This is a genomic window from Ruegeria sp. BG11 (genome assembly GCF_056538565.1).
In genome coordinates this window covers 459354-477618 of the sequence record NZ_JBQFTH010000001.1, presented here as the reverse complement: position 1 = coordinate 477618, position 18265 = coordinate 459354, and the positions used below count along the sequence as shown (strand labels likewise).

19 protein-coding genes are annotated in these 18265 nt (G+C 57.3%); 8 read left to right on the top strand and 11 right to left on the bottom strand.

What is annotated here, in order from left to right:
* Window positions 1-10: 10 nt before the first annotated feature.
* Window positions 11-1405, bottom strand: coding sequence for an aminotransferase (locus ACR0JF_RS02425; protein WP_170660085.1), 1395 nt, complete (start codon window positions 1403-1405; stop codon window positions 11-13).
* A 171-nt stretch (window positions 1406-1576) separates the two neighbouring features.
* On the opposite strand from ACR0JF_RS02425, the gene ACR0JF_RS02420 reads away from it, so the two are divergent.
* The gene (locus ACR0JF_RS02420; RefSeq protein ID WP_170565504.1) at window positions 1577-2185 is read left to right on the top strand and encodes a TetR/AcrR family transcriptional regulator; all 609 of its coding nucleotides are present in this window, start codon (window positions 1577-1579) and stop codon (window positions 2183-2185) included.
* A gap of 21 nt (window positions 2186-2206) precedes the next feature.
* On the opposite strand, the gene ACR0JF_RS02415 is transcribed toward ACR0JF_RS02420, so the two are convergent.
* Window positions 2207-4018 carry a BCCT family transporter gene (locus ACR0JF_RS02415; protein ID WP_170642945.1) on the bottom strand — a complete coding sequence of 604 codons (1812 nt, stop codon included), beginning with the start codon at window positions 4016-4018 and terminating at the stop codon, window positions 2207-2209.
* Window positions 4019-4102: 84 nt separating this feature from the next.
* Window positions 4103-4321, bottom strand: a complete 219-nt coding sequence (locus ACR0JF_RS02410; protein WP_480668902.1) for a hypothetical protein — start codon at window positions 4319-4321, stop codon at window positions 4103-4105.
* On the opposite strand from ACR0JF_RS02410, the gene ACR0JF_RS02405 reads away from it, so the two are divergent.
* Entirely contained in the window at window positions 4244-4888 is a 645-nt protein-coding gene (locus tag ACR0JF_RS02405; RefSeq protein ID WP_480668872.1) for an IS6 family transposase, read from the top strand. The two genes, ACR0JF_RS02410 and ACR0JF_RS02405, sit on opposite strands and share 78 nt — an antisense overlap.
* Before the next feature lie 300 nt (window positions 4889-5188).
* Here ACR0JF_RS02405 and ACR0JF_RS02400 read toward each other — a convergent pair whose 3' ends face one another.
* Window positions 5189-5620, bottom strand: coding sequence for an RDD family protein (locus tag ACR0JF_RS02400; RefSeq protein WP_170482976.1), 432 nt, complete (start codon window positions 5618-5620; stop codon window positions 5189-5191).
* A gap of 66 nt (window positions 5621-5686) precedes the next feature.
* Window positions 5687-6109 (bottom strand): DUF2852 domain-containing protein, encoded by a 423-nt coding sequence (locus ACR0JF_RS02395; RefSeq protein WP_170660084.1) that lies wholly within the window; start codon window positions 6107-6109, stop codon window positions 5687-5689.
* 143 nt (window positions 6110-6252) lie between these two features.
* Between ACR0JF_RS02395 and ACR0JF_RS02390 the strand changes: the two genes are divergently transcribed.
* Genes ACR0JF_RS02390 through ACR0JF_RS02370 form a run of 5 tightly spaced genes read left to right on the top strand, consistent with a single transcriptional unit; the run spans window position 6253 to window position 11522 of the window.
* Window positions 6253-6639, top strand: a complete 387-nt coding sequence (locus tag ACR0JF_RS02390; protein ID WP_480668871.1) for a DUF4440 domain-containing protein — start codon at window positions 6253-6255, stop codon at window positions 6637-6639.
* A 49-nt stretch (window positions 6640-6688) separates the two neighbouring features.
* Complete coding sequence (gene glnE, locus ACR0JF_RS02385; RefSeq protein ID WP_170660082.1) at window positions 6689-9484, top strand: bifunctional [glutamate--ammonia ligase]-adenylyl-L-tyrosine phosphorylase/[glutamate--ammonia-ligase] adenylyltransferase; 2796 nt, start codon at window positions 6689-6691, stop codon at window positions 9482-9484.
* Complete coding sequence (locus ACR0JF_RS02380; RefSeq protein WP_170660081.1) at window positions 9468-9740, top strand: hypothetical protein; 273 nt, start codon at window positions 9468-9470, stop codon at window positions 9738-9740. The genes glnE and ACR0JF_RS02380 overlap by 17 nt, the downstream gene beginning before the upstream one ends.
* 40 nt (window positions 9741-9780) lie before the next feature.
* Entirely contained in the window at window positions 9781-10983 is a 1203-nt protein-coding gene (locus ACR0JF_RS02375) for an RSP_2647 family RNA methyltransferase (RefSeq protein WP_170660080.1), read from the top strand.
* Entirely contained in the window at window positions 10980-11522 is a 543-nt protein-coding gene (locus ACR0JF_RS02370) for an RSP_2648 family PIN domain-containing protein (RefSeq protein WP_170373963.1), read from the top strand. The genes ACR0JF_RS02375 and ACR0JF_RS02370 overlap by 4 nt, the downstream gene beginning before the upstream one ends.
* Before the next feature lie 70 nt (window positions 11523-11592).
* Here ACR0JF_RS02370 and ACR0JF_RS02365 read toward each other — a convergent pair whose 3' ends face one another.
* Both ACR0JF_RS02365 and ACR0JF_RS02360 read right to left on the bottom strand, forming a co-directional pair.
* Window positions 11593-12279, bottom strand: a complete 687-nt coding sequence (locus tag ACR0JF_RS02365; protein ID WP_170373962.1) for a M48 family metallopeptidase — start codon at window positions 12277-12279, stop codon at window positions 11593-11595.
* Between the two features lie 85 nt (window positions 12280-12364).
* Window positions 12365-14371: a hypothetical protein gene (locus tag ACR0JF_RS02360; RefSeq protein ID WP_480668870.1), complete on the bottom strand. Its 2007-nt coding sequence runs from the start codon at window positions 14369-14371 to the stop codon at window positions 12365-12367.
* Between the two features lie 270 nt (window positions 14372-14641).
* Here ACR0JF_RS02360 and ACR0JF_RS02355 point away from each other — a divergent pair, with 270 nt between their 5' ends.
* Window positions 14642-15037 carry a hypothetical protein gene (locus ACR0JF_RS02355; protein WP_170659767.1) on the top strand — a complete coding sequence of 132 codons (396 nt, stop codon included), beginning with the start codon at window positions 14642-14644 and terminating at the stop codon, window positions 15035-15037.
* Between the two features lie 32 nt (window positions 15038-15069).
* Here the strand turns inward: ACR0JF_RS02355 and ACR0JF_RS02350 are convergent, their stop codons facing one another.
* From ACR0JF_RS02350 to ACR0JF_RS02335, 4 genes are read right to left on the bottom strand one after another with little or no spacing between them, the layout of a single operon-like run.
* Window positions 15070-16254 carry a vWA domain-containing protein gene (locus ACR0JF_RS02350; protein ID WP_170659766.1) on the bottom strand — a complete coding sequence of 395 codons (1185 nt, stop codon included), beginning with the start codon at window positions 16252-16254 and terminating at the stop codon, window positions 15070-15072.
* A gap of 3 nt (window positions 16255-16257) precedes the next feature.
* Complete coding sequence (locus ACR0JF_RS02345; protein WP_170373958.1) at window positions 16258-16428, bottom strand: hypothetical protein; 171 nt, start codon at window positions 16426-16428, stop codon at window positions 16258-16260.
* Window positions 16429-16435: 7 nt separating this feature from the next.
* Window positions 16436-17800 (bottom strand): DUF2927 domain-containing protein, encoded by a 1365-nt coding sequence (locus tag ACR0JF_RS02340; protein ID WP_170659765.1) that lies wholly within the window; start codon window positions 17798-17800, stop codon window positions 16436-16438.
* Entirely contained in the window at window positions 17797-18246 is a 450-nt protein-coding gene (locus ACR0JF_RS02335) for an N-acetyltransferase family protein (protein WP_480668869.1), read from the bottom strand. Before ACR0JF_RS02335 ends, ACR0JF_RS02340 begins: the two co-directional genes overlap by 4 nt.
* Window positions 18247-18265: the final 19 nt, after the last annotated feature.

Below are 18265 nucleotides of genomic sequence, written 5' to 3'. Positions count from 1 at the left end.
GAGGCAGTTCCTAAGGTTTAAACGTACCCTGCTGCTTTAGGTCTTCGGTTGCCAGCTGGATACCTTTTTCAAGGACGTCGAACATCTGGTTCAACTCGCCTTCGGTAATGATCAGAGGTGGGGAAAACACGCACATGTTGATGATCGGCCGCAGAATCAGCCCGTTCTCCTGACAATGATGATCAATCAAAGCGCCGACAGATTTATCTAGGTCCAGTGCATTATCTGCTTTTGCGTCTGCAACACATTCGACGCAGCCAACGAGCCCCATGCCGCGCGCATCACCGACGAGCGGCAAATCTGCCAGAGCCTGGAGGCGCTCTTCGAAGAGCGGCGTGATTGCGCGGACATGTTCCAGAACGCCGTCGCGCTCCATGATTTCAATCGTCTTCAGGCCTGCCGCCGCGCTTACTGGATGGCCTGAGTAAGTGAAGCCGTTTGAAAACGTAGCGTTCTGCGCATTGTCTCCGCTTACATCTGCAATCAGCCGGTCAGAGATGATACAAGCCCCCATGGGTACGTACCCAGACGTCATGCCTTTGGCGCAGGTTATGATGTCGGGCTTAATCCCAAAGACGTCTTCTGAAGCAAACCAATGTCCAAGCCGCCCAAATCCGGTTACGACCTCGTCTGAAATATACAGGACATCGTATTTCCGGCAGATTTCAAGACAGCGCTGATGATACCCCTGCGGAGGCACAATGACGCCACCAGAGCACAGTATCGGTTCAGCGATGAAGGCAGCGACCTTGTCTGCTCCGGTTTGCAGTATCATGTTCTCCAGATCTGCAATTTTTTCGTCCAGAAAGTCATCGACCGTCTGATCGGGGCGACGTATATACGGATTCACGTTCGGCAAAAACCGCGTCAGGTCCGAGGCTTGGTCCAACCACCCTTTGTCGCGCTCTTTTCCGGATACCGAGGCCGCCAAATAGGTCGATCCGTGATATGCTTTCTGGCGCGAGATCACGATTTTCTTTTGAGGTTTTCCCAACAGGTTATTGCAAAATTGTACAAACCGCAGAGCGCTATCCACGGCCGTTGAACCACCGGTCGTGAAGAACACATGGTTCAAATCGCCCGGCGTTCTCTTGGCGATTTCATGTGCCAAACGGGCCGGAGTTGAGTTGGCGTTGTTGAAGGGCGAAAAATACGCCATCTGTTTCGCCTGCTGAGCCATCGCATCGGCAATCTCGTTGTTTCCATAGCCCAATTGAATGCACCACATGCCAGCAGGGCCGTCTATCAGGCGCTTTCCGTCCTCTGTGACGACATGAACGCCAAGGCCGCTTTCGGCAAAGGTTCGTTCATTTTGGCCAAGGTGTGACATCCCTTCCCAAGGGTGCAGGAAATGTTCGTTGTCCCATTCTCGTATGGACCGAAAGTCGGAGTTGAAAAGGGTCATGCAGCACCTTAATGTAATATAAATCACAAAATGAACAAGCATTCATTCAATGTCAATCCTTGAACTGTCTTAACGCTAAATGCGAGAAGACAAAGGCGACTACCCCAGTGAAGGAGAAATAAGATTAATCTCGAGCGTGATACACCAACCAATGCCCGAGACCTGGGTAAATTGCAGAACCGAAAGCTGCTGATCCAATCGGCTGCGGACGCCATTTATAGATACGGAATACGCGGAACAACTTCGGCAAGAATCCAAGAATTGTCGGGATTATCGCAAGGGATGGTCAACCTACACTTTGGTTCCAAGGAAAAGCTGCTGCTTGCAGTGGCTGAGGAATTGTCAGTCCGATACGCGGAGCAGTGGACGGCCATTGCAGTCAATCCAGAGTTAGACCCGGCAGACAAGCTAGTCTCTATTATAAAGGCAGATTTCGACCCACTGGTCCTAAATGCGCGGGACGTCGCGATCTGGTTTTCCTTTCGGGCTGAAGCGCTCTCGAACCCGAACATATTTCCTTTCATCGACTCGCGCGACAAAGGTTTCCGCGCGGTGATCCTGGAGTTGTTGGAACAAATAAAGGGTGAAGGCGAATACGAGGATGTAAGCGCCAAACTTGCAACAGACGCGTTGGTTGCTTTGTTGGAAGGGCTTTGGACCGACTACCATTTGCACTCAGATATCTTCAACCCCTCCGAGGCTTTGAAGATCTGCCTGTTTGTGCTGCAATCGATGTTTCCTAAACACTTTGGCACTCGGTCGATCCGCGGGAGTAGGTGACTGGGAACTAGCCACGGGCAATCACGAACCCGTCCGAGTCTTGTGGTTCAATCGGCGCAAGTCGTTGATCATTGCTTTGGCCAGAGAGACGCACATCAGTAGCAAAACGACGCTGAACGGCAATGCCCCGATGATCATCGAATTGGTCAATGCTTCCAATCCGCCGCCGCCAGCGATCAGCAGAGTTCCAATTACAAGAGTCAGAAGAACACCCCAAAGGATACGATGAAGAAGGCCGGTGTTTTCAGACCCGCCGGACATGATCGTGTTCATCACAAGGATGCCAGAGTCGGCGGACGTGACAAGGAATGTCATGGTTAAGAGCACACACATGACACTCACTACCGCGAGCAAGTTGCCCGATATCATTTCCCCCAATGTGACGAACAGGGTTGCCGTCGTTGAAGCTGCGAGGATTGATCCACTTGCATTCCCATTTAGTTCCAGATCGATGGCCGCTCCACCCAGAATGGCCATCCACGCGAAACAAACGAGGGACGGGGCAATGACCGCGCCAAATATGAACTCGCGTACGGTTCGCCCTCTGGAGATACGCGCTAGGAAAAGGCCGACAAAGGGCGAAAACGCGATCCACCATGCCCAATAAAATGTAGTCCATCCGGCCTGCCATCCGAACAACCTGCCTCGTGTGCCCGCGTCATAAGCTGCAGTCTTGGTCGCGTCAGAAAGATCGGCTGTATCGTTGCTCAAACCCTCAAGATAGGTTGCTTTTGTTCCCCAGGGATCAGTTGCACCCGCGAAGAGTTCGCCGACAAAGGGCGCAGCCTCAGCTGGCAATGCGGAGCCAAACTCGCCTTCGGAAATCGGTCGAAAAGCTTGGAAACTCAGCGGGACAAAGTTTTTGATATAGTCAACCAGTGCTGTGGCGTAGGTCGTCGCCGCAAAAGCGAATGAACCATAAACAATGAATACCGCCAGCAATACCAGTGAAAAGAGAAGATTAATATTTGACAAGTATTTGACACCACGCCCCACGCCAGAGACGGCTGAGAGTGTCGACATAATCATAACAACGATCAACGCCGTAATTAGGCCGGCGGTCGACGGGATCACTTTGGTTACTTCTTTTTCAACAAGCCAATTCGCACCGGTAATTAGAAACGCACCGTCCACCAATTGAGAAACGCCATAACCGATCGTTACCGCCACGCCGAGTATTGTCGCAACGACGCCGAGTACATCGACCACATGGCCTGCAACACCGTTTGAGTATTCTCCAAGCAATGGGGTCAGTGCGGTGCGGATTGTTAGCGGCATGCCTCTTGTAAACGCATAATAGGCAAGGCTAAGGCCGGTGACGACGTATATTGCCCAGGCGTGAAATCCGGTGTGCAAAAAGGTATAGCGGTAGGCTCCATCAATAGCGTCCTCGCTTTTGGGTGCGACTTCCCCGGAAATAGTCAATGGATTTGTTTCCCAAAGGCCGAGTGGTTCGGCGGTTGCATAGACCATTAGTCCCACGCCTAGACCCGCCCCAAACATCATCGAAAACCAAGAGAAGTTTGAAAATTCCGGTTTCTCATCTTCTAAACCCAGCCTCATCCGGCCGGTTGAAGGTATGAGCGCGATAAGGAAAAGGAAAAATACAAATAATCCAACGGAAAGGTTGTAGAATGTGTTGAACTCGGCCAGCACTCCTGACTTCCAGGATCGCAGTGTATCGTTCGCAGATAGTGGCCAAACCAGCGCCCAGAGAACGAGCAGAGAAACCGAAAGTTTGCTTACCAGCGCAATCGGCAGGCTATATCCTTTGTAAAAGCCAGTTCCCTGAGTTCTTATTTTGAGTTCTGTGAAAGGTTCTTCAAGCGCCATGTTTTCCCGGTCTTACATAAATTGACTGCTTTGCACGCCGCGGTGTCAGTCGCTGGGTTTCAGACTATTTCAGTTTCAGCCAGATTAGGAGTGTAGCAGCGGGATTGGTCTTGTCAGAAGAACTTTGCTCGAGCGGGGCAAGGTGGTTGAGTAGCTTTTTCCGATGACCAGATCTGCCTTTTTCAAATACTTTAAAATAGTCCCGAAATCATTCGGCTGGCTGTGATGCTGTACATCCGTTTCCCGCTCTCGCTTCGGAATGTCGAAGATCTGCTGCATGAGCGAGGCATCGATGTGAGCCACGAAACTGTCCGATATTGGTGGAACAGGTTTGGTCCAATGTTTGCAGCTGAGATCCGACGGAAGCGTGTTCAGCAACTGCGCGCCTTCTCCAAATGGAGGTGGCACGTTGACGAGGCTATCGTGAAGGTGAATGGCAAGCGGCATTATCTTTGGCGGGCTGTTAATCACGAAGGTGAGGTGCTGGACGCCGTTGTAACCAAACGCCGAAACAAAGCTGCAGCACTGAAATTCCTAAAGAAATTGATGAAGCGACACGGTGAGGCCGAAGAGATCGTCACAGATCGCTTCGCTTCCTACAAGGCAGCGCTCAGAGAAATCGGCGCGCTCGATAAACAACAGACGGGCAGGTGGCTCAACAACCGCGTCGAGAATTCGCACCTGCCGTTTCGTCGACGCGAACGCGCGATGCAGCGTTTCAAGCGCATGCGAAGTTTACAGAAATTCGCCTCCGTCCATTCCTCTGTCTACAACCACTTCAACCAGGAAAGATCGCTAGCCAGTCGAGACACCTTCAAGCCGACCCGCGCCGCCGCTCTTAGCGAGTGGCGTCAACTTTGTTCCGGATAGGTTCGCGGTTTCCGCGGCAAACTGAGACTGGTTCGAATTCGTCTGACAGCACCCTGGCGATTTTCACGCAAGGGGGATTGGACCGGATCACCAGACCGGGACAAATGACCCAACCAGACGCACAACGGAACCGGATGACCAATTGACCCGTGATCAAGTGATCATCCTGAAAATGGGAACCTTGAGGGAATCTCAGACGCAAAATTAGAGACAGCTATAGGTATATCAAAAAGCTATAAATATACGTCAAACCTCTGACATTGATTGACAATCCAGATAGCCAGCAAGGGCGGTGGGCGATTAGGCGCGCTGATTGATCATGACTGTACCAAGGAAGGCATCCGTCAGACCCTGGCAGCGCGCGCTGGTCAGCATCATGATGACAGATACGATCTGAACCACGAAGAACGCCATGCTGATGAAGTATCCAGCCGTATGGGCCACGGCCTTGCCCATATCCATACGTTCGCCGAACGCGTCGCGCAACTCGATCCCCATGAACCGCATGCCAAGCGTGGCAGACCCGTTCGAGATCGTGATGACCCGGTAGACAAAGCTGATCACGGCATAGATCAGCGGCAAGAAGAACAGCCCGGCCCCAAGTGTCAGGAAGACGGGGACGATGCACAAAAGTGAGATAAAGGCGATGTCGAACAACCATGCGACAAAGCGCTTGGTTGCGACGGATTGGTAGAACTCGGGTTGAGTATCGGGATCGGGCAGGTGGTTCATGGTCTGGTTTCCGAAAGGGTAGGTCGTGTTACCCTGTCCCGAATTGTCGGGACAGGGCAAGTCAATTCAGGTCGGTTCGCCTTTGGCGTCTTCTTCGTGGTTTTCACGGGCGCGTTCATCCATGAACTGGTCGAACTCGGCTTTGTCCTTGGCTTCGCGCAGGCGGCGCAGGAAGGCTTCGAAATCCTGCTGTTCACGCTCCAGACGGGCCAGGGTGTCGGCCTTGTAGGCGTCGAATGCGCTGTTGCCTGATGGCTTCATTGCACTCATGTGACTGTGCCAGGATTTGCGGCGGCTGCAGGACTTGCTGAACATGCGTTTGCTCCAGATCATATAGGCCAGAAGGGCGAGGCCCACGGGCCAGAAGAAGATGAACCCAAGAACCATGGCGGCGATCCAGGCGCCTTTGCCTTTGTCGTCCATCCAAGCCTCGGCACGATAGAGCCACCCCGGATTTGCGGGTGCGGCGGGTTCGGACAATGCGGTCATGTGGTCTCTCCTGGGGTTGATGTAAATTCCTTTCACATGATCTAGATGGGGAGCGCTTGCGGGGTTGCAAGGGGTCGATGTGAAAAAGATTTACATTTTCGGATTTGGTTGACGGCGCTGGCCTCGGAAAGCAGGGTGCGGGCATGATGACTGAGAACACAACCGCACCAGCACTCGCAGAGATAGTGAAGCTGGAAAAGCAGGTATGGTCTGCTCTGGTAACAGGCGACGCCCACGCTGACAGGGCGCTTCTGAGCGCTGATTTCCTGGGTGTCTACCCCTCGGGCTTTGCAAATCGGGACGACCATGTCGGGCAGTTCGCTGAGGCTCCGACGATGGCTGAATTCAAGTTGAGTGAAGAGCGCCTGCGGATTTTGACACCGGATATCGTCTTGTTGTCCTATCGGGCAGACTATGTGCGACCGGGCGCAGATGAGTGGGAGGCGATGCTCATATCCTCTCTTTGGGAGCGTCGGGCAGGCGCTTGGATCAACAGTTTCAGTCAGGACACTCCGGTCGAACAGGAATAATGCGTTTGCCGCATTGACCTTGCCGCCCAGCGGTGCGCAGGGTCCGGGTATGACTGAGATTTTGACCATCAACCGTCTGCCGCACGCGTTCGATCAATCCTTGGGCGATGAAACCCGCGCTTTGCTTGCCGATCTGACGACTGAGCAAGGCGATCTGATCGCCGGAACTGCAGGGTCCAGCCCGTATCTGAAGAGCCTGATCGAGCAAGAGAGAGAGTGGCTGCCGCAGGCCTTGCAACAGCCAGACCACGCTTTGGCAGAGGTGATGGCGGCTGCGCGTGCCCTGGCACCGGATCAGCTCAAGCCGGGTCTGAGGCTGGCCAAGCGGCGGATGGCTGTTCTGACCGCATTGGCCGATATCGCGGGCGCTTGGCCGCTGGAAAAGGTCACGGCAGCGCTGACCGATTTTGGCGCTCTGGCGTCTGATGTGGCCGCAAAGGCCGAGATTGCCGCTCTGATCCGCCGCAAGAAGCTGCCTGGAATGTCCGAGGATGATGTCGAAACCGCTGCCGGGATGGTCATTCTCGCGATGGGCAAGATGGGCGCGCATGAGCTGAACTACAGCTCAGATATCGACCTGATCGTTCTGTTCGATGAGACGCGCTTTGACCCGGATGATTTTTACGAAGCCCGCCACGGAATGGTCCGGGCCACGCGCAATTTCTGCGCCACGCTCAGCGACAAAACCGCCGACGGCTATGTGTTCCGCACCGATCTGCGCCTGCGGCCCGATCCGGCGGTGACCCCGGTCTGCATGGCGATGGAGGCGGCCGAACGGTACTATGAAAGCCTTGGTCGCACATGGGAGCGGGCCGCCTATATCAAAGCACGCGCCTGCGCGGGGGATCTAGCGGCCGGAGAGCGGTTTCTGGATACGCTGAAACCCTTTGTCTGGCGTCGGCATCTGGACTTTGCCGCCATTCAGGACGCCCATGACATGCGTCTGCGCATACGTGAAAACAAAGGCACGGGCGGCAGCCTCTCGATCCCCGGCCATGACATGAAACTGGGTCAGGGCGGCATTCGCGAGATCGAGTTTTTCACCCAGACTCGGCAGTTGATTGCAGGTGGGCGCGACCCCGATCTGCGCGTGCGCGGTACGGTGCCCGGGCTGGCGGCTCTTGCGCAAAAGGGTTGGGTGCCGAAAGAGGTTGCGGAAAAGCTGACCGATCACTATCGCGCGCATCGCGAGGTCGAACATCGCATTCAGATGATCCATGATGCCCAGACCCACAAGGTCCCTCAATCTGACGATGGGATCGAACGGGTCGCCTGTCTGATGGGTCTCAGTAGCGGCGATCTGACCAAGGATCTGACCCGTCGCCTGACCGAGGTGCATGAGCTGACCGAGGGCTTCTTTGCACCGGGCGCTGGGCCAGCGCCGACGCCCGCACTTGAGGTGACGTTCGACCAGAACATCCTCGCCCGCTGGTCCACATATCCGGCGCTAAGGTCACAGCGCGGGCGGCGAATCTTCGACCGGTTGAAGCCCGAGCTCCTCTCGCGCCTCGCCAAAACCGCGCAACCCGATGAAGCCCTGCTGGCGTTGGACGGGTTTCTGGCAGGCCTGCCAGCAGGTGTTCAGTTGTTCTCGCTTTTTGAGGCCAACCCACATCTGATCGACCTGTTGATCGACATCGTCGGCACCTCGCATGCGCTGGCGTCACACCTGTCGCGCAACGCTTCTGTTTTTGACGCGGTGATCGGAGGCAGTTTCTTCAGCGATTGGCCCGGTTTGGAGGTTTTGCAAGCCGAGTTGGTGGAGGCACTGGCGCAGGAAGCCGACTATGAAACGCAACTCGATCTGGCGCGACGCTGGTGCAAGGAATGGCATTTCCGCATTGGCGTTCACCACCTGCGAGGCCTGATCGACGGGGCGCAAGCGGGCCGACAATATGCCGAGCTTGCGCAAGCCGTGATCGCCGCGATCCTACCCTATGTGACAGACGCCTTCGCACGCAAACACGGCCCGGCACCGGGGCGCGGAGCGGCCATTCTGGGCATGGGGTCGCTGGGGGCAGGGCGGATCAACTCGCAATCTGACTTGGATATGATCGTGATCTACGATCCGCTCGATCAGGACATGTCCGACGGTCCCCGCCCGCTGGCCACGCGCACCTACTACGCACGGTTCACGCAGGCACTGATCACGGCGCTTTCGGCGCCGATGTCTCAGGGGCGGCTCTATGAGGTCGACATGCGCTTGCGCCCCTCTGGCAATCAGGGGCCGGTGGCCACCAGTTGGGCAAGTTTCACGCATTACCAGCAGGAAGAGGCCTGGGTGTGGGAACATCTCGCCCTGACACGCGCTCATGTCGTCGCCGGAGACGCGGGCTTGGCTCAGGACATCGAGACCTTCCGAACCGAGCTGTTGTCGCGCCCTCGGGAGGCAGACAAAGTTCTGCGCGAAGTGGCCGAAATGCGTACACGTCTGGCAGCGGCCAAAGCCCCGGCAGGCGTTTGGGATGCCAAAAACGGCCCGGGCCGGATGATGGATATCGAGTTGATGGCCGAGACCGGAGCGCTGATGGCAGGCCTCGCAAACCGGGATGTGAAGTCTGGCCTCGACGGGGCGGTCGCTGCCGGTTTGTTGGATGTCGCGCAGGCACAAACATTGAAGGACAGCTACGATTTATGCTGGTCGGTACAATGCGCGGCGCGGCTGCTTTCGGGCAAGGTGATCGAGGCGGATAAGATCGGCGAGGGCGGAGCGGCCTTCCTGTGCCGCGCCACCGGGTTCGAACAGGTCGAAGCGCTGCAATCGGCATTGCAGGACAGCTATTCCACCGCCGCCGAAATCATCGGCAGCGTTATCAAAGAGGATGAAGATGGCGCGCAGCACTGATCCGAACGACCCCAAGGGCCTGATCCGCGAGGCGTATAACATCGAAGGCATCGCCATGCCGGAATGCCGCAGCATCTTTCTGGACTGGGCGCTTAGCCTGCCCGATGGCGTAGATCAGAAACAGGCTCTGGCCGAGTTGCATGCGGCCTATTCCGCGCAGGAGCCCGATCATCCCATGACGCAGGTGATGACCGAAGGGCTGCAGGCCGCCCAAGCGCCTAAGCGGCGCGGGGGCTGGCGCTCTCGCCCGCGCTAGGGGGGTTTTCCTTCGGGCTGTTCGCGACTATGAGGCGGTCATGACCCAAGCCGATGACCGCCCCCGTATCCGTCTGAAACCCAAAGCCAATGCGCGCGGGCTGCGCCATGGTTTCCCATGGGTCTATGCCAATGACATCGTCACCGACCGGCGCACGCGCAAAATCCCCGCCGGGGCGCTGGCCGTACTTGAGGATGAAAAGCGCGCGCCGATCGCTCTGGTCGCGGTCAACCCTGAGTCGAAGATCATGTGTCGCGTTCTGGATCGCGATATAGAGACCGATCTCAATGCGGACTGGTTCGAGTCCCGCCTGCGCCGCGCGCTTGAGATGCGCGAACGCCTGTTCGAAGCGCCATACTACCGTCTGATCCACGCCGAAGCCGATGGGTTTCCTGGTGTGATCATTGACCGTTTCGGCGATGCCTGCGTGATCCAGCCCAACGCCGCTTGGGCCGAAGCACATCTGGAGGTGCTGACCGACGCGCTGGTCAAGGCGACCGGCGTGACAACCGTTTTGAAAAACGCCTCGGGCCGGACCCGCGGGTTGGAGGGGTTGGACGACGTGAACCAAACCCTGTGCGGAACCGCGCCCGACGCGCCTCTGCCTGTGCCCATGAACGGCGCGACCTACATGGCTGACCTGACAGGCGGTCAGAAAACCGGCCTGTTCTACGATCAACGTCCCAACCACGCTTTTGCGGCGCGTTTGGTGCATCCCGATGCTCAGGTTCTGGACGTGTTCAGCCATGTGGGCGGCTTCAGCCTTGCCATGTTGGCCGGTGGGGCGGCACAGGCGCTATCCATCGATGGCTCTGCCGCCGCGTTGGACCTGGCCACCAAAGGGGCCGAAGCAAGCGGATGTGCTGACCGGTTCCAGACCCGCCAAGGCGACGCTTTCGATGTGCTGACGCAACTGGGCGAAGAGCGCGCGCAGTTCGATGTCGTCATCTGCGACCCGCCCGCCTTTGCGCCTTCGAAACAAGCCCTCGACGCTGGCCTGCGCGCCTATGAGCGCATCGCCCGCGTCGCCGCCCCACTGGTCAAATCCGGTGGCTATTTGGGCCTCTGCTCCTGCTCTCATGCCGCAGATCTGGGCCGCTTCCGCGACGCTTCGTCCCGCGGGATAGGACGGGCCGGGCGGCAGGCGCAACTGATCCACACCGGCTTTGCCGGACCCGATCATCCGCAACTGCCGCAATTGGCCGAAAGCGGTTACCTCAAAGCCGTATTCTACCGTCTGTGAAGGCGGTTCTGGATACCTGCGTCATCTACCCGACGGTGATGCGAGAGATGCTGCTGGGCGCGGCCAAACTGGGCCATTTCACCCCCATCTGGTCCGCGCGTATCCTCGAAGAATGGGCCCGCGCCGCCCGCAAACTGGGCCCCGAAGGCGAAGCACAGGCCCGCGCCGAGATCGCTCTGGCCCAAGCGCACTGGCCCAAAGCCGAACGCAAGGTAGCAATGGGTATCGAACAACGTCTCTGGCTGCCCGACAAGGCCGATATCCACGTTCTGGCCACGGCCATCGAGGCCTCTGCGGATGTCATCGTCACCGTCAACGCCAAGGACTTCCCCAGAAACATCCTGTCCGAAGAGGGCCTTGAGCGCCGTGACCCAGACAATCTGCTCCACAGCTTCTGGCAAACCGACCCTACGGGCATGACGAACGCGGCCAAGGCGGTCCTGTCCGAAGCCAACCGCCTATCGGGCGATCAATGGACCCTACGCGCGCTCATGAAAAAAGCCCGCCTGCCGCGCCTGGGCAAAGCCCTGACCACCTAAACGGGATCCCCCTTCATCTGGCTAAAAATATCCCGGAGAGCGCGAGAGGCTGGCCTCTCGCTGTACACCCTCAGCCACGCGCCCAACGCTGCTCCAAAGCCTCCAAAGCCGCAATCCGCTCATCCGTCTTTGGATGGCTCATCAGCCACGCAGGCACAATTCCGGCACGCTGCTGCGTCAGGTCTTCCAACTTGTGGAACAGAGATTTCTGCGGCGCGATCCCAATCCCGGCCTTGGTCAGCAAGGCGGCGGCATATTCGTCGGCCTCATACTCATCCTGCCGAGACAAACGCGACGCCAGCAACGACGTCAACGCATTCGCAATCATGGCCCCGATGAAGGGAATGAACCGGTTCAACACCATGATCAACGCGGTCCGCATTGCGTTCTGGCCTGAGAAATCAATCATCCGCCGCTTCGCATGCCCCAAGGCCACATGGCCCAGCTCATGCGCAATCACGCTCGCCATCTCCTCGGCCGAGACCTCACCGTTGCGAAACTTGCGATAAAACCCGCGCGTGATGAATATCCGCCCGTCCGGAGCCGCCAAGCCGTTCACCGGATCAATCTCGTAGATATAGACCGGCACCCGCGCGATATTCAAAGCAGCGGCCAACCGGTCTGTCATCCGTTTGAGGGCAGGGTCAGCCAGTTCGGTCGACTTTTGATCCAACTCACGATGGGTACGCCAGATGGAAATCCGGTACATCACAAGGCCATAGGCAATCGCCAGAAGGATCGGAGTTAAGCGAAGCATGACATAGATATGGGCGGCTCACCCAGTCTAGGCAAGCCGCAATTGCAGTTAAGTCCTAGGTCAAAACATGCCCGGAATGCTGAACCTACCGACCCGGCAAAGGAAGCTGCAAGTTCGAATGGAATTCAGATAGCGACGATTTCGTCAAAGTGGCACCTTTTGAAGCCTCGAAAAAGGCATGTTCTGCCTCTTTCTCAGCGACCAATGCATCAACTCTCAAATCCCTGACATCCGCGCGCAGGTCGTCACGTGCCTCTTCATAGGTTTCTGCGTCACGCAGTTCATCCTCAAGCGCGCTCAGGTCGTCTTCGTAATTGGGGTCTGAAGGATCAAGCGCGGCGATGTCGTCGGCGATGTCGTCGCTGCTACGGCCGTCATAGCTTTCGTTCAGGTCACGCAGCTCGCGCCGCGCTTCATACAGATCTCCGCGCAGGTCATAGTAGGTTTCCGCAGCGGCCTGATAGGTCGCGATCTTGCCGACATTGCTGTTGGGAGACGCGTTGCGAAACGCCGGAGCCGCCGCTTTCGACGCGTTCAAATTGCGCAATTTGTCCGAGCCATACGGGTCGGTAATCGCAGCCACAAGCGGATCGCGGTAGTAGCGATACCGATCCTTCTTTTGATGCGAATAGGTGTCATATACATCCCGCTTTTCATCCCACAGTTCGTAGGTCGCATCGTCTTTGGTGTATCTGTAACGATCAGGATCGTAGGGCACGGGCTGGATTGTTACTCCATCCTTGTAGCGATGCCGCGGCTGCGGCAGATCCAGGTAACCGTGGAACTGAGACAATGTGCCTTTGGTCACTGTCCGGCCTTTGGATGCGTCAAAGAACGCGGTCTCTGCGTCTTGCAGGGCGTCGCGGGTTTCGTGGCGCAAGTCCCTAACATCTGCGCGCAGGTCGTCACGCGCTTCTTCATAGGTTTCGGCGTCACGCAGTTCGTCCTCAAGCGCGTTCAGGTCGTCCTCGTAATTGGGGTCCGAGGGATCAAGCGCGGCGATGTCGTCGGCGATGTCGTCGCTGCTACGGCCGTCATAGCTTTCGTTCAGGTCACGCAGCTCGCGCCGCGCTTCATACAGATCTCCGCGCAGGTCATAGTAGGTTTCCGCAGCGGCCTGATAGGTCGCGATCTTGCCGACATTGCTGTTGGGAGACGCGTTGCGAAACGCCGGAGCCGCCGCTTTCGACGCGTTCAAATTGCGCAATTTGTCCGAGCCATACGGGTCGGTAATCGCAGCCACAAGCGGATCGCGGTAGTAGCGATACCGATCCTTCTTTTGATGCGAATAGGTGTCATAAACATCCCGCTTTTCATCCCACAGTTCGTAGGTCGCATCGTCTTTGGTGTATCTGTAACGATCAGGATCGTAGGGCACGGGCTGGATTGTTACTCCATCCTTGTAGCGATGCCGCGGCTGCGGCAGATCCAGGTAACCGTGGAACTGAGACAATGTGCCTTTGGTCACTGTCCGGCCTTTGGATGCGTCAAAGAACGCGGTCTCTGCGTCTTGCAGGGCGTCGCGGGTTTCGTGGCGCAAGTCCCTAACATCTGCGCGCAGGTCGTCACGCGCTTCTTCATAGGTTTCGGCGTCACGCAGTTCGTCCTCAAGCGCGTTCAGGTCGTCCTCGTAATTGGGGTCCGAGGGATCAAGCGCGGCAATGTCGTCCGCAATGTCGTCGCTGCTGCGGCCGTCGTAGCTTTCGTTTAGATCCCGCAACTCGCGCCGGGCGTCATAGAGATCTCCGCGCAGGTCATAGTAGGTTTCCGCAGCGGCCTGATAAGTCGCGATCTTGCCGACATTGCTGTTGGGAGACGCGTTGCGAAACGCCGGAGCCGCCGCTTTCGATGCGTTCAGGTTGCGCAACTTGTCCGAGCCATAGGGGTCGGTAATCGCAGCCACAAGCGGATCGCGGTATCTACGCTTGTCAGGGTTTTGTTCGTCGTATCGCTTGGTGCGATAGTCCGAGCGGGCAACCGGTCGCGGGGAGTATTCGACCGGAGCAATGGACGCTTTGCGGTAGGCTTTGTTTACACGTTTTCCGCTGGCCTTGGGTTTCACGCGTGAGCGTTTGCCGAACAGTTCTTCCACATCGCGTTTGAACTCTCGCCCAACGTTCGCCAGGGTTGTTTTCTGAACTTTTCCGCTTCGCGACTTATTGTTGGAAGGTTTTTGGGACTTCGCTTTCTGTTTGTTGCCGGTTCCGAATACGTTGCGAGAGCGTTGAGTTGTGGACTTGGCTTTTTGCTTTTTGCCATTTCCAAATAGGTTGCCAGAGCGTTGGGTTTTGGACTTCGCTTTCTGCTTGTTGCTACTTCCGAATAGGTTGCGAGAACTCTGGGTTTTGGATTTGGCTTTTCCATGATCCTTACCGGCATTTTTTGCGCCGTTGCTTTTGCCAGATTTTCCCTTTTCGCCGCTCTTGCCCCCGTCTTTTCCTCCCTTACCGGAATTACCCTTGCCACCTCCGTTGCCCCTTCCGTTCCCTTTGCCTTTGCCGTTGCCTTTATCGTTTTTTGCGTAAGCCGCATCCGGCGCAAAGGCAAAAGTCGCAACGGCACCGGACGCCAGCACCAATGCAGAAATGGTCAAAAAAGATGTCAGGTAATTGCGAAGTTTAGATTTGGTCATCTCAGCCCCCCAGCGTCGATCCATCTGGGTTATACCACGAATCTCAAAAATGTGGGGAGTATCGCGTCGATTGTTTCCTCTGAAGCTATTTCGAGGGCAAAATCTACGACTTTGTCTTGTTTTTAGCAGCGTTGATCTACTTCAACGCGCAGCGATGTCTAGCGAGTCAACTCTCGCATGCCTTGTTCCAACCCAGCCAGCGTCATTGGCACCATGCGGTCCTCGAAAATCTCTTGGATCATGCCGATGGAGTGGGTGTAGCCCCAGTATTTCTCGGGCACCGGGTTGATCCACAGGTTTGACGTCCATTGCTCGCGTGCGCGTTGCAGCCAGACTTGGCCCGCCTCTTGGTTCCAGTGCTCGTTGGCGCCGCCAGGATAGGCGATCTCGTAGGGGCTCATCGAGGCGTCGCCCACGAAGATGCATTTGTAGTCGCCGCCATAGGTGCGCAGCACCTCGTGGGTTGGGATCTGTTGGTCCCAACGGCGGCGATTGTCGCGCCAGACGCCTTCATAGAGACAATTGTGGAAGTAGTAGTATTCCAAATGCTTGAACTCGGTCCGCGCGGCCGAGAACAGCTCTTCAACCACCTTGATATGCGGGTCCATGGAACCGCCGACGTCGAGAAAAAGCAGGACCTTGACCGCGTTATGACGCTCGGGGCGGGTTTTGACGTCGAGATAGCCATGTTCGGCAGTTGCGCGGATTGTGCCGTCCAGGTCCAGCTCCTCTGCCGCGCCCTCGCGCGCCCAGCGGCGCAGGCGCTTCAAGGCGACCTTGATGTTGCGCGTTCCCAGTTCAACAGTGTCGTCCAAGTTCTTGAATTCGCGCTTGTCCCAGACTTTCACCGCGCGCTGGTGGCGGCTTTCCTTCTGGCCGATCCGCACGCCTTCGGGGTTGTAGCCATAGGCCCCGAACGGAGAGGTCCCTGCCGTGCCGATCCACTTGTTCCCCCCTTGGTGACGGCCCTGCTGCTCTTTCAGGCGTTCGCGCAAGGCGTCCATCAGCTTGTCAAAGCCGCCAAGGGCTTCGATCTCGGCCTTTTCCTCGTCCGAGAGGTGTTTTTCGGCCATCTTGGCCAGCCAGTCCGCGGGGATGTCGACCGCCTCTAGCACCTGATCGAAACTGATCTCACCCAGCCCCTCAAAACTGGCGGCAAAAGCGCGGTCGAACTTGTCGATATTGCGCTCATCCTTCACCATCGAGACGCGGGCGAGGTAGTAGAACGCCTCGACATCATAGGTGGCCAGGCCCTTTTTCATCCCCTCCAGAAAGGTCAGATACTCCCGCAGAGAGACCGGGATGCCTGCTTTTCTAAGGTTTTCGAAAAAGGGCAGGAACATGGGCTACACCAAGAACCGCACAAGGATCAGCGACAGGATCAGGCCCAAAAGCGCAAAGGCTATGCCGTAACCGGCCGCATACTGCGCCATGTCGGCCCGGTTGCCGTTGCGCTTGCGCGCGGCCATTACGCCCAGGATCGCACCCAAAACAGCCATTCCCACTACTACGAGCATTCGTCTGTCATCCGCCTGTATTGTTTCTTGACGTTCCAGCGTCGCCCTCTGCCAGAGACCGGGCCACCAGATCCGAGCCAAACCCGTATCGCGCCCATCCGATACTGTCCAGCCTGACGGCACGTGCCTGCTGCTCCTGTCCGGCTTGTTTCAGAGCCTCGGATTTCAACAGCAGCAACGTCGCCAGAAGTGAGGCGTTCTCGGCTCGTGTTATCACGTCAATTGCGGAGTTCAGATCGGGCAGGATTTCGGGCCCTCTGTCCTGCGCCAGTGCAAAAGAGGCGGTTTGGGCCGTGACATGCGCGCGGTGAACCTCGGTTCCGGGGGTGGCGTTCAGGAATTGCAGCGCGATTTGGTAGTTCTGCAAGGCGGCGGCGGGATCGCGAAACTGGATCATGCGGCCCATCAGGTAGTGTGGATAGGCGCGGCGGTGGTCGGTCCAGCCCTGTCGCCGTCCGATCTCGGCCGCTCGTTTTGCCGCGCGCAGTTGTCGGGGGGAACCGGGGCCGGGGCCGAGGGCTTTATTGATCGCGTCGACCCATTCGCGCGGGGTTTCAGTCAATGGCTGCACCGGCAGCCGGTCGCCGCGTGGGTTGAGGCGGCTGAGCAGGCCGGGGATAACGGCCTCGACCTGTTCACGGGTCATCCCCGAGCGCAGTTCAGGAGAATAAGCCATCCGCAGGATCAGCATGTCGAACCCGGTCAAAACGGTGTGAATATTGTCGTCGTTGAACACGGAATCTGGCAAATGATACAGGTCGTTGAGCGGCCCCAGCGCCTGCGCCAGTTCCTCATGCAAGCAATCGCGGATTTCTTGCGGGCTAACATCTGCAGGGATGAAAATGCCCAGACGCTCGCGCCGTTGCAACTCGGTCCAGCTGCTCTTGGGCTTGCGGCGGTCGCGGCGGTATTCCTCGAGGCTCGATGAATTGGGGACCACGAAGCAGGCAGCATTGGGCAGGATGCGTTGGATGTCGCGCTGGGTGACGGCCTCAATGGTGATGTTGGCCTGACCTTCGGGAATTTGCCGGATGTCGATCCTGGCCTCGCGTCGAATGCGGGTAAGCAGGCTGGTCAGGTCGCGCTGCATGCTGGCCGTAGGGGTGCCGGTCAGGCGCACAGTGACGGGCGTTTCGAACCGGGTGAAAACCGGCAGCTCCACACCACTTTCCAGCGCAAAATGCAGGTCCAGGAAATCGGCAGCTATGTTCGTATTGGATCGCGCAGGGGGCGTTGGCCGCGACGCCGAGAACGACTTTGTGGGGGGCAGGGATTGCTCAACGACCTTGACGTTGTCCGGCAATTCGATCCGTTCGACCGTTGTACAGGCTGACAGCGCCAACACTGCAACGAAGGCGACAAACCGCTTCATGCGCGATTGTACTTTATGAACGGCGTCAGGGCGCCAATCCGATCATAGAGCTGGCGCGCGGTGTGATTGAACTCCTGCGTTAGCCAATAGACTGACGGAGCACCCTGACGATCGGCCTCATCATAGACTGCCTGTACCAAGGCGCGCCCGACTCCGGTTCCACGCGCCTCAGGGCGGGCGAACAGGTCTTGGAGATAGCAGACATTTTCCACCTTCCACCCATGGCGGTGAAACAGGAAATGTGTCAATCCGACTAGCTTGCCGTCCTGTTCGGCAACAAAGCCCGAGAAATCCTGCGGGTCATTGCCCAGCAGACGTTCGAATGTCGTCTCGTAGATCGCGTCGGGCAGGGTGGTTTCATAGAACGCAAGATAATCACGCCACATTTCAGCCCATTGGGCCTTGTCCTCAGCGGTCAGTGGGCGGATTTTGAGGTCTTTGGCCAAGCGATACGTCCTGCTTATT

Excerpts from the sequence above, each read along its gene's own strand:
- ACR0JF_RS02375 (WP_170660080.1), top strand. The coding sequence starts at position 9,781 with ATGACCCAAGCCGATGACCGCCCCCGTATCCGTCTGAAACCCAAAGCC.
- ACR0JF_RS02380 (WP_170660081.1), top strand. The coding sequence starts at position 9,468 with ATGGCGCGCAGCACTGATCCGAACGACCCCAAGGGCCTGATCCGCGAG.
- ACR0JF_RS02345 (WP_170373958.1), bottom strand. The coding sequence starts at position 16,428 with ATGCTCGTAGTAGTGGGAATGGCTGTTTTGGGTGCGATCCTGGGCGTA.
- ACR0JF_RS02340 (WP_170659765.1), bottom strand. The coding sequence starts at position 17,800 with ATGAAGCGGTTTGTCGCCTTCGTTGCAGTGTTGGCGCTGTCAGCCTGT.
- ACR0JF_RS02405 (WP_480668872.1), top strand. The coding sequence starts at position 4,244 with ATGCTGTACATCCGTTTCCCGCTCTCGCTTCGGAATGTCGAAGATCTG.
- ACR0JF_RS02415 (WP_170642945.1), bottom strand. The coding sequence starts at position 4,018 with ATGGCGCTTGAAGAACCTTTCACAGAACTCAAAATAAGAACTCAGGGA.
- ACR0JF_RS02365 (WP_170373962.1), bottom strand. The coding sequence starts at position 12,279 with ATGCTTCGCTTAACTCCGATCCTTCTGGCGATTGCCTATGGCCTTGTG.
- ACR0JF_RS02425 (WP_170660085.1), bottom strand. The coding sequence starts at position 1,405 with ATGACCCTTTTCAACTCCGACTTTCGGTCCATACGAGAATGGGACAAC.
- ACR0JF_RS02390 (WP_480668871.1), top strand. The coding sequence starts at position 6,253 with ATGATGACTGAGAACACAACCGCACCAGCACTCGCAGAGATAGTGAAG.
- ACR0JF_RS02355 (WP_170659767.1), top strand. The coding sequence starts at position 14,642 with ATGATCCTTACCGGCATTTTTTGCGCCGTTGCTTTTGCCAGATTTTCC.
- glnE (WP_170660082.1), top strand. The coding sequence starts at position 6,689 with ATGACTGAGATTTTGACCATCAACCGTCTGCCGCACGCGTTCGATCAA.
- ACR0JF_RS02400 (WP_170482976.1), bottom strand. The coding sequence starts at position 5,620 with ATGAACCACCTGCCCGATCCCGATACTCAACCCGAGTTCTACCAATCC.
- ACR0JF_RS02350 (WP_170659766.1), bottom strand. The coding sequence starts at position 16,254 with ATGTTCCTGCCCTTTTTCGAAAACCTTAGAAAAGCAGGCATCCCGGTC.
- ACR0JF_RS02395 (WP_170660084.1), bottom strand. The coding sequence starts at position 6,109 with ATGACCGCATTGTCCGAACCCGCCGCACCCGCAAATCCGGGGTGGCTC.